The organism is Martelella sp. FLE1502 (assembly GCF_053484255.1).
The window spans coordinates 114,154-124,673 of sequence record NZ_JBAKFQ010000013.1; the positions used below are offsets into that span (position 1 = coordinate 114,154).

10 protein-coding genes and 1 tRNA gene are annotated in these 10,520 nt (G+C 62.3%); all 11 read left to right on the top strand.

Translation table 11 applies throughout. The features are described 5' to 3' along the window. The first annotated feature begins 1 nt into the window (after position 1). The 11 genes from V6767_RS13095 (at position 2) to V6767_RS13145 (ending at position 10,515) form a co-directional block, all read left to right on the top strand. Entirely contained in the window at positions 2 to 2,632 is a 2,631-nt protein-coding gene (locus V6767_RS13095; RefSeq protein WP_448473901.1) for a phage tail protein, read from the top strand. Further along, on the top strand, positions 2,629 to 4,128 hold the full coding sequence (locus V6767_RS13100) for a hypothetical protein (RefSeq protein ID WP_448473902.1): 1,500 nt from the start codon (positions 2,629 to 2,631) through the stop codon (positions 4,126 to 4,128). Before V6767_RS13095 ends, V6767_RS13100 begins: the two co-directional genes overlap by 4 nt. Then, positions 4,125 to 6,263, top strand: a complete 2,139-nt coding sequence (locus tag V6767_RS13105) for an SGNH/GDSL hydrolase family protein (protein WP_448473903.1) — start codon at positions 4,125 to 4,127, stop codon at positions 6,261 to 6,263. The genes V6767_RS13100 and V6767_RS13105 overlap by 4 nt, the downstream gene beginning before the upstream one ends. After that, on the top strand, positions 6,260 to 6,442 hold the full coding sequence (locus V6767_RS13110) for a hypothetical protein (RefSeq protein ID WP_448473904.1): 183 nt from the start codon (positions 6,260 to 6,262) through the stop codon (positions 6,440 to 6,442). Before V6767_RS13105 ends, V6767_RS13110 begins: the two co-directional genes overlap by 4 nt. Then, the gene (locus V6767_RS13115; RefSeq protein ID WP_448473905.1) at positions 6,439 to 7,794 is read left to right on the top strand and encodes a phage head spike fiber domain-containing protein; all 1,356 of its coding nucleotides are present in this window, start codon (positions 6,439 to 6,441) and stop codon (positions 7,792 to 7,794) included. Before V6767_RS13110 ends, V6767_RS13115 begins: the two co-directional genes overlap by 4 nt. Continuing rightward, positions 7,787 to 8,122, top strand: a complete 336-nt coding sequence (locus V6767_RS13120) for a hypothetical protein (RefSeq protein ID WP_448473906.1) — start codon at positions 7,787 to 7,789, stop codon at positions 8,120 to 8,122. The genes V6767_RS13115 and V6767_RS13120 overlap by 8 nt, the downstream gene beginning before the upstream one ends. 82 nt (positions 8,123 to 8,204) lie before the next feature. Further along, positions 8,205 to 9,143: a glycoside hydrolase family 19 protein gene (locus V6767_RS13125; RefSeq protein ID WP_448473907.1), complete on the top strand. Its 939-nt coding sequence runs from the start codon at positions 8,205 to 8,207 to the stop codon at positions 9,141 to 9,143. Continuing rightward, positions 9,143 to 9,436: a hypothetical protein gene (locus V6767_RS13130; protein WP_448473908.1), complete on the top strand. Its 294-nt coding sequence runs from the start codon at positions 9,143 to 9,145 to the stop codon at positions 9,434 to 9,436. The genes V6767_RS13125 and V6767_RS13130 overlap by 1 nt, the downstream gene beginning before the upstream one ends. 99 nt (positions 9,437 to 9,535) lie before the next feature. After that, positions 9,536 to 9,910, top strand: coding sequence for a hypothetical protein (locus V6767_RS13135; RefSeq protein ID WP_448463934.1), 375 nt, complete (start codon positions 9,536 to 9,538; stop codon positions 9,908 to 9,910). Then, complete coding sequence (locus tag V6767_RS13140; protein ID WP_448473909.1) at positions 9,886 to 10,269, top strand: hypothetical protein; 384 nt, start codon at positions 9,886 to 9,888, stop codon at positions 10,267 to 10,269. Before V6767_RS13135 ends, V6767_RS13140 begins: the two co-directional genes overlap by 25 nt. Before the next feature lie 169 nt (positions 10,270 to 10,438). Beyond that, positions 10,439 to 10,515, top strand: a tRNA-Pro gene (locus tag V6767_RS13145). Positions 10,516 to 10,520: the final 5 nt, after the last annotated feature.

Genomic DNA, 10,520 nt, shown 5'->3' on the forward strand with positions numbered 1-10,520 from the left:
CATGATCAGATTCCTATTTCTTACGCTCGCTGCCTTTCTCACGGCGGCGACGTCGGCGCATGCCGGCTTCATCTTTGGGGCGATCGGCGCTGTTGCCGGCTGGGTAGGCTCGCTGGGCGTCATTGGCCAGGCAATCATCGGCATTGGTCTGAGCGTTGGCGCGAGCCTGATCCAGCGGGCGATATCCGGCAAGCAACAGAAAACCGAGACGCGCGATCCGGGCGTCAACCTGTCGATCCGGATGGGCGACAACGAGCCTGTCACCTTTATCGCCGGCGACTATGCCACGGCCGGCCGGCGCAAATATGCGGGCACCTGGGGCGAGGTCGACGGCACGCCGAACGCCTATTTCGTCGACGTGATCGAGCTCAGCAGCCTGCCGCAATCCGGGCTCAATGGCGTTTGGGTCGATGACCAGAAGGTGACGCTGTTGACCGGCGAGGCGCATGGCGAATTCGGTTTTCCTGTTGCCGAATACCGCAGCGGCGGCGCGGACTATATGTGGGTCAAGTTCTATAACGGCTCGCAGACTTCGGCGGACGCCTATCTGATCGATCGCTTCGGCGGCAATGCTGACCGGCCGTTCACCGCGGCGATGATCGGGCGCGGGGTGACCTATGCGATCGTCACATGCCGGTATGATCGCGATCTGTTTTCGAGCGCGCCGAGCATGCTGTTTGAACTGGGCTCGATCCCGCTTTACGATCCGCGCAAGGATAGCACGGTCGGAGGCAGCGGGTTGCATCGCTGGGATAATCCCGCCACGTGGGAGCCGTCAAACAACCTGCCGGTGATCATCTATAACGTCATTCGCGGCGTCTATTACGGCGACCAGTGGATATATGGCGGGCAGGACCTCGCCGCCTATCGCCTGCCTGTCGCCAACTGGATGACAGCAATGAACGAAGCCGATGCCTCGGTCGATGACGGCGCGGGCGCGGTTCCGGCGTTTCGGGGCGGCTACGAGTTTCGCGGCGATGAACGGCCGATCGATGCGATCGAGGAGTTGCGGCTTGCCTGCAACGCGCGACTTGCCGAGGTCGGCGGGGTGTTCAAGATCTCGGTCGGCGCGCCGGGCAGCGCGGTCTATGCGTTTTCGGACAAAGATATCGTCATCACCAAAGGTCAGTCGTTCGCGCCGCATGGCTCGCTCGATGACACGGTCAACGCCGTGGAAGCGACCTATCCGGAGCCTGCTGAGAAATGGACGATGAAGGATGCGCCGGCGCGCTATGACAGCGCGCTGGAGGTGCTGGACGGCAACCGCCGCCTGCCGCAAGCTGTGAGCTTCGAGGCCTGCCCATATGGCGGACAGGTGCAGCGGCTGATGCTGGCGATGTTGAACGATGCACGCCGGTTCCGCACGCACCAGATATGCCTGCCGCCGGATGCCTGGCCGCTGGAGCCCAATGACGTCGTGTCATGGACCAGCACGCGCAACGGATATGCGGACAAGAAATTCCTGGTCGTGGCGCTCGCCGCGCCGATGAGCGCGAATGTCATCGTCTCGCTCAAGGAAATCGACCCGGCCGATTACGACTGGTCGGCTTCCGATGCGCTGCCGACATCGGTGGGCTGGATCGGGCGGATCGGCGTGCCGGCGCAGATCATGGCCGGCTGGACGGTGGACCCGGCCACGCTCTATGACGCCGCCGGAAACGCATGGCGACCGACGATAAAGGTTTCGTGGGCCGGCGGGCTGGAGGATGTCGAGCGGGTGTGGGTGCAGGTGCGGCTTGCGGCCTCCGGCGACGTTGTGTTCGACAGCGACAGCACGCGCTATGCCAGCCCATATTACGCGCTGCTTTCGCCGGTGTTTCGCCACAACACGGACTATGAGGTTCGCGGGCGCTATGTCCCGATCTCGCGGCGGCCGACGGAATGGTCGGCCTGGCTGGCCGTGACAACGCCGGATGTCTCGACCGATCTCGACGTTACGCTCGATACCGTCGGCGAGGATGTCCGCAAGCGGTTCGAGGAGCTGCAGGCCGGTTACGACTATCAGAACTTGCAGATCGCCGATATCGCCACCTCGATCTCGCTTCAGGGCTCCGTCGGACTGCTCGATCGGCTGGAGCTGCGGCAGCAGACCGGCAGCGCGCTTGCGCAGATCACCGAGGAGCGCCTGGTGCGTGCCACGGAAGACGAGGCGCTGGCGCAAGAGATCGTCTTCATCGGCGCGGAGCTGGATGAGGCGACGGCGGCGATCGTCAATGAGACGATTGCCCGTGTCACCGCAGACGAGGCGCTTGCGGAGCAGACGACGGAACTTGCCGCGCAGCTCAATGACAATTTTGCCAGCGGGCAGATCAAGTTTGCGGCTGCCGCCAACCAGTCCGGGGTTACCGCCCGGTTTTCGGTGCTGCTTCGCGCCGGGACAGGTGGCAGCTTCATTGAATGCGGGCTCTATCTCGAAATCTACACCGAGGGCGGGGTGCAGAAATCGCGCTTCGCCGTCAATGCCGATCAGTTCGTGGTGCTGAATAATGGCCAGCGGCCATTCGTGTTTGAGGGCGGCGTCCTGAAACTGAACGTTGCAGATATCGGCACGGTGAATTCCGGCCTGATCAACAGCCTGAACGGCAAGATGACCATCAACCTCAATGCCGGCAGCATCGTGATCCGGTCATGACGCAAACCCTCATTGGCATCGACAGCCAGGGCGCGGCGGCGGTCAAGATTTCGACCGATGCCTATGACCCGGTCACCACGCCCGACACGACTTGTGGCGCGTGGCTCTACAACTCGAAATTCGACCCGATCCGCTATTGGGGCGATTACACCGCGGTTGATATGGATGGCGCGCCCGCTGTGCAATATCTGCCATCCGGCACCAATCAGGGCAATTACCAACTCGCGATCACGGGCGGGACGGTTACCCGGTACTGGTTTCGGAACTCCTATTTCGGGGGGCTGCATTACACCCAGCCGGTGTTTCAAAAGAAGATCAAGACATTCTCGGGGAGGTTTTCCGGGCGGGTCGTGCAGGGCTATCACGGCTATCAGGATCGCAGCGGCTATTTTGCCTCCTCCGGCGCGTGGTCGCGGCCCTGGCATACGGACTGGAGCCGCGTTGACCCGACGACGGTCGGATATATTGGCAACGGCACGGTGTTGTACCCGGACTACAACCAGAATGCCGACCCTGAAAGCAACGCGGTCCTGCAGGTCTGGGACCTGCCGGGCAATGCCGATCCGATCCTCGACCCGCCGCTTTCACCGGTCTCGGGCCAGACATCGGTGATCATCAACAGTTCCACCTGCCGGGTGGCGAAACCGGGCTATGACGCCTACACCGCGACCGAAACCCAGCTTGCCTTCGACAGCGCCGTGCTGCCGATCAAGGTGGTCGCTGCCGGCGACGTTTCCGTGCCGTCTGGCGTCAGCTCCGTCTCTGTCGGGGCGATACCGGATGATTGCCTTATTGATGTGCATTTCTACACCGGCGGCGACATCTGGTATCCGATCTCGCCGCTCACCAGCGGGAGCTACAATCTCGGGGCGGAATACTGGATTTCCGGCGGGCAGTTGAATTTCGACAACCCCTATGGGGCCTGCCGGGCGCGGTATATGGTCTATGCCAGCAACGGCGCCGGGCCGACCTATGGCGCGAATGACGTGCTGCGGCAGTTCAATGACGGGTCGCAGAATGTTGTGCAGTTCCTGCGGCCGGGCGCGAGCGCGAACCCGAGCTTTCGCGACATCATTCTGGACAGCCGCTGGCCGGCCGTTCGGATCATCAAGCAGGGCTATATCCCGATCACGGCCGACGGCAACCAGCAATGGCCGGTGAGCTTCGATGCGGGCGGGGCATGGCCGTTCGTCAAGTTCATGACGGTTCACGGCGGGGCGAGCACGGCCAGCGAAAGCTATTCCTCGGCGGTGCGGGAGCCGTTTTCGAAGATCCTCTACATCAACATGCCGGGCTCCGGCGGCGGGACGGCGGGCGATACCAGCTATTGCAAGCTGACCAGTTCCGAAGCGCGGTTCTACACATTCCGGGGCTCGCCCGTGCTCAGCTTCTACGCCAACGCCTCGGACTATTCCAGCGGCACGCTGACGCACCGCTATGACGACAGCCCGATCCAGGGCATCCGCTATTATATTTTCGGGATACCGCAGCCATGAATTACACGACTGGCACAATCACGCTGACCAACGGCTCGGCGGCCGTGACCGGCAATGGCACCGGCTGGGCAACGGCCGTCATCGGCGGCGGGGTGATCTATCCGCAGGCGGCGGGCAACCCGCTGCCGATCGCAAGCGTCGACAGCAATACCGCGATCACGGCCGCGACCGAGTGGGTCGGCGCTTCCGGCACCTATGCCTACGCGCTGCAGCGGCAGGACGACGCCAACCAGGTGATCGCCAATGCGGCGGCGCTGGCGGACTACCTTGGCAGGCTCGACAGCGATGCTCTCAAGGTGCTTTCCAATGTTTCTCCAGCCGCGGACAGCCTGCCGTATTTCACGAGCGAGGCTGGCGCGAGTCTCACGCCGATCTCGGCGTTTTTCAGAGGTCTACTCTCGTCAGCGTCTTCCGCCGCCATGCGGGCCGCAGCGGAAGTTCTCGGGCGCAAGGACGCGGCCGATGCCTTGCCGAACACGGACATAGGTCCATTCTGGCATCCGCAATACGGCGCTATCATGAAGTGGAAGGCGTCCAGGTTCAACGATGTCGTTTATGACGAGCGGTACCTTCCGGGGCTCAGCGAGAAAGCCGTCATCATGGGGCCTGGAGACATCGACCGCACCGACTACTTTGACGTTGATGCGATCAACATGTCGCATGAGACGATTGTCTGGAATACGTCCGATACATGGTCGGCGTCTGGTTTGCCAACCGGGGACGCATCTGAGATCAACTGGCCGGTTACATCGGACGGGACGTGGCGCGCGTCTTTCCACAAGGCGCGCGGAGGCGATGAACTTAATTGCGTGTTCGGCGCGGGCGACTATCAGCGCGCCGCGTTCGTGCGCACGACCGGCGGCTATTTCGGCTTTTACGCGCCAACGGCAGGCGGGGCCGGGCTGGCGCTTTCCAAGCCGACGGGCGTGGCCGGCACCACGGCGGCGGTCGACTGGATCGGCCGCGCGACGCATCTTTCGATGCAGGCTGGAAACGCCATGTGGACCGTTCGCATCATCGACTACAGGACATGGTCGCTATTGCTGAATGGCATGGAGGTCTATCGCGGGGACACAGGCGGCGCTCTTATCACGGAGGCGGGCTTCGGATCTTACGGCGACGCAAGCGTCAGCGTCAAAATAGAGCAGATCACCCGCGCGCGGCGATCGGTTGCCTGGACACCTCAACCCTTCAAGCTCCTGATTATCGGCGACAGCCAGTCAGTCAGCGAGCCGGGGGCATGGCCAAATCAGTTGCGGAAATATTTCGACGGCTCTTTCGGAGCGCGACTGATCGAAATCGTCAACCTCGCGGTTTCCGGCGCGAACAGCGCGGATATGGTTGCGAAGCTGGCAGTCGAAGGCACGCATGGCTGTCGCTATGGCATCGTGATGATCGGGACCAATGATACACAGGGCGCGGCCTCGGTGGAGACCACACTGGGCAACCTGGGCTTTGTCGATGGTGACGGCGGCATTTTCTCGGTTATGCGTGCCAATGACTGCGAGCCCATTGCTGTCATCCAGCCGCTTTGGTATCCGCGCGCTCTCTCTGGGCAGGCAACGGAAACCTACAATTACGAGCAGGGCGCGCGCCGCCGCGCGGCGATAATCAGGCTCGCGGCGCTGCGAGGCATCAAGTGCATCGACCTTCAACAGGCGCTTGGTCCCGTGCTGGCGGACTGGCTGGAGGTGCCGGATATGGACCCCATCGTCAAGGACAATATCCATTTGACGACGGCCGCAAATCGCGAGGCTGCGGTGACCATCACGCGCACGCTTGCCGATCTGACGTCACCGGAAATGACGCGGGAGATGCCCCGCACAGAACTGCCATCGCTCTATCTTAACGGATGGTCGGCGGCAGTGCCCGCGCCGACACTGTCGGTTTCCGCTGACGGCCGCATCTGCTTGTCTGGTGGACTAATAGCGGGCACCAAGACGGACGGGACGCCGGTATATCGTCTGCCAGCAAATCTGCGGCCGGCGGCGAATATGGTGTTCTATGTCCCCTCCGACAGCGCCGCGACACCAAATGTGCGACTGGATGTGCAGGCAGACGGCTACATCGTTGTCCGCAATGCCGGGGCTGCGTCGTATTTCGTGTTGGACGGCATCACCTGGAGCGCCGAATGATGAACGGTTTTGTTTTGAGCCTTTTGGATATGGTCACAGCGCTGGCGACGGCCGTCGGCGAATTCGTGCAATCGACCTTCGACCGCCGGGCCGCGGTGCTTGCCGCGATCGCTCATGGCTCCGTTGCCGACACGGCGGCGATCGATGCCGCTTTTGCCGATCCGGAGGCTATGCCATGACGGCGCTTGGCTTTGGACTAGGCCTGGGGTTCGCAATGAGACGGCGGCCATGGTGGGCGGTTCCGTCGTACGTCGCCGTCGACGCGAATAGCGGTCAGACACTCACCCCTGCGGCGATCATGGATTTTTCGGGGAATAGATACGCCAGGCTTATTCAGGAGATAGGGATGCGAGAGAGCACGCTTGCGGAGATGATCACCTTCACCCGCGCCGGCACGGCGACCTATGTTGGCGCCGATGGGCTTATCAAGACGGCGGCGGTCGATCAGCCGCGCTTCGATTACAGCACCGGGCGGGGCGGGTTGCTGCTGGAGGGGTCGGCGACGAACCTTATGCCTGCCTCCAGCAGTTTCGGTTGGGGCGAAACGACCACTGTCGGCCCGACAAACAATTTTCGCTTCGTGCAAGCTGATGCGATCGAAGGTCCTGACGGGGCGCTTTCCGGCGTCAAAATTTCAGAGAGTCCAAATTTTGATCAGCAGCGGTTATACATCGGGCTCGATGGTTACTCGGGTCCTCTCGTGGAAGGATCAACCTATGTCTATTCTTGCTGGCTGAAAGCGGCGGAGCGCAGTCAAGCTGTTCTTCGGTTTACGCACATAACCGGTGCACCTGGCGCTCTTTTTGATCTTGCTGCTGGCGAGTTTACAGAGATTGAGCCGTCTCCTGCCGGGGCTGGTATGATACCTTATGCTTACGGGTGGTATCGTTGTTGGGTCAGCTTTCTCCCTGCATCCACAACGGTTCCGTGGATCGCTCTGCACGATGGGAACAATATTTCTTACACCGGCGACGGCGTTAGCGGAATTTATGCATGGGGCGCGCAGGTGGAGGCCGGCGCGGTCCCGACCTCCTACATCCCAACAGGCGCATCGGTCGTTACCCGACCCGCAGACAAGGCGCAACTCGCCGAGCCCGTCGCGGCTCTATTGCGGGGCGGTAAGGCGTCTGTGCTGTTGCAGGGGGAGGGTGTTTACGCTCGACCGGGCGCGGGGTGGGGCCGGTTGCTGTCCGGTCCCGGAACGAATGACTACATAGCTACCCTCCCGCCGGATGGTGGTTTCCTCGCGCTCGGCTATCCGCTGTTGTACGTCTACGACGCATCGATCCCGGCAGGAGCAATGCCTTCTTTTGGTCTAGCGGCGGGATGGAATGCTGCGTCAATGAGAGCCAGTTACCAGGGTGGCGGCGTGCAAAGCAGGGCGGGAACACAAGAGGCCGACTTGTCGGCGATTTTCATTGGCAGGGCGGGGACAACCTTCTTCGCACCCGGCCTGTATTACCGGCTCGTTGACTGGGAAGGGCTGATCACGGACGCCGATCTTCAGGCAAAAGGAGTTCCCTATGTTTGATGCCTTCCTGCAATTCGCCGACCATGCTGCAGCGCTTTCCGCCTTCGAGACGATCGGTGTCGAAATCGACGCGCTGACCTATCACGACAGCGGCCTGCCTGAGGGCTTGCTGATCGTCAAGGCCGTGGGCGCGGCCTGCGATGGCGTCGTCTATGCGCCGACGGGCGAGACGGAAACCGATGCCGAGGGCACCACGATCCCCGTGATGGCCGCCGTGCCGGGCTTTCACGTCAATCTGCGGCTGGCCGATGGCGCGGAATTGCCCGAGGCGCTCGCCGCTTTCGCGGTGACGCCGGAGCCGGCAACACCGGCGGAGATATTCGCCTAGCCCAAACTCGTCCCAACCCCGAACAACCGCACCGCCTCCCCGCTGAGGCGGGCGGCGGAGCTTTGTCCATTGGAGGCCGAAAATGAAAGTGACAATCGATCTGATCAGACGCATCGCCCGCCGGACGCTGACGGGCAAGCAGGTGGCGAATGCCGAATCTGTGATTGCGGCGCTTGATCGCTATGGCGCGATGTTCGGCCTCGATCGGCCGCACCGTCTGGCGCAATTCCTTGCTCAGGTGATGCATGAGAGCGGGGAGTTTCGCTATGACCGCGAGGTCTGGGGGCCGACGCCCGCGCAGGCGCGCTATGACACGCGCACCGATCTTGGCAACACGCCCGAGCGGGACGGCGACGGCAAGAAGAATGCGGGCCGTGGTCCGCTGCAGGTGACCGGCGGGTTTAACATCGGCGAATTCCAGGACTGGTGCGTTGAAAACATTGGCGGCGATGTCCCGAATTTTCGCGCAAACCCCGACCTGATCAACACCGACCCTTGGGAAGGACTGTCGGCGATCTGGTACTGGAGCACGCGCGGACTGAACCGCTATGCCGATGCCGGCGATATCGAGATGATCACCAAGCGGATCAATGGCGGGCTGAACGGCTATGCCGATCGCCTGGCGCTCTATGTCCGCGCGGCGCTGGTGATGCTCGGCTATGAGCCCGATGCGATCCATGCCTTCCAGATCGATGCCAAGGCGAAGGGGCTTTACACCCGGAAGATCGACGGCGATGCGGGCCCGCGCACCCGCGCGGCGCTGCACAAATCCCTCGCTGCCCTTTCAAAATCGCGTGTTGATGCCGCCCCGGTGACGCAGAAGGAGCCGTCTGGCAGCTCGGTCGCGATTGCCGCCGGCGGCGCCGCACCGGCGACGGCCCTGGCGGCGCCATCGATCGAGGATGTGGTGCGGGCGGTCACCGATCAGCAGCACGAGCTGACAAGCGGCGATATCGCACGGATCCTCGTTGCCGCGGTGATCGTCGGGCTGACCGTCTGGCTGGCAATGAGGCGGCGGTGATGTTCGGACAGATCAAAAACTGGTCGCTGGCGATCGCCGGCGGCCTCGTGGGCGTGGCGATCGTCATCGTGGTGGTCTGGGCCTTCGTGCTGCCCGCCGCCCGCCGTGACGGCCGCCAGGACGAAAAGGCGGATCGGGCGCGCGACACGCTCGGCCAGGTGCAGGAAAGGTTTGAAGACGATGCGAAACGCGAGCAAATGGATAGCGCCGATCTTTGTGATGACTACTTCCGTAATCTTGGCCGGGTGCCCGAGTGCGACACTCTCCGGCTGCGGTCCTTTCAAGAAGAATAACCTTTCGCCGGCCGGGTTCGTCGCGCTCGCCAATGCCGACCGCAACGGGCTGAACAACGTCACCGGCAATGATGCCGCCGGCGAAAGGCTGGGCTGCTGGTGACCGACGACCCTTTGAGGATCAACGCGCTCATCCTCCAGCGCATCGAAGACGTCGGCAAAAGCGTTGATCGGGTCGAGCGACGGCTCGAGGCATCCGAGGCAAGCGCCAGCGAAAGCCGTCGCGGCATGCACCAGCGGCAGGAGCAGCATGAGCGCGAGCTGCTGAAGATCAACCACCGGCTAGAAAACGTCGAAAAGGCCGTCAGCGAGGCAGCGCCGACCCTGGAGGATTACGCGCTCAAGAAAGCCCAGGTGGAAGGGGCGGGCCGTCTCGGAAAGCTCCTATGGGTCGCCGGCGGCTTCCTGCTGGCGCTCGCCGTCTGGCTGGTGGGGCAGAAGGAAAACATATGGAGCTGGCTGTCGAGCCGCTGAAAGCCGCCTCGGGGGACCGGGGCGGCTTTTTTGTGAATGAAAGGCGATTTTGTTCCATGTATGTTCTGTGTTCGAAGGGGCGTACTTTGGAGCACGATATGTCAGACGACCAGCAGCGTCGCAGGGTCAAGGTTGAATGCAGTCTTTGTGAGAGATATGGGGAATACCGGGAGGACCGGTTTTTCAGCATCGCCGGAACGTATAGCGCGCCGGCCGCGCTGACAGCATTTGCAAAGCAGATGGGTTGCCCGCGCGCGATGCGGCAAACCGAAAACCATTTCGATGACCGCTGCAAAATCCACTACCGCACCGACGGTTTGCCGAGCGCCAGATATCTTGCGGGTGAGCGGCGCGGTTAAGCCGCTATTGTCCGGAACCTTCGGAGAACATCTGGTGGGAGTTTCGTGGGACTTCTGTTCCCGCAGCCTGCCTTCGGGGCCAAATTTTCCGTTTTTGTTTCAGAAATGCTTTTTGGCCCTTGCGCGACAAACGCCGAAAGTCTAATGGGGACGGGCCGTAACGGTTGGTCGGGGTGTAGCGCAGCCCGGTAGCGCACTTGACTGGGGGTCAAGGGGTCGTGGGTTCGAATCCCGCCACCCCGACCATTTTA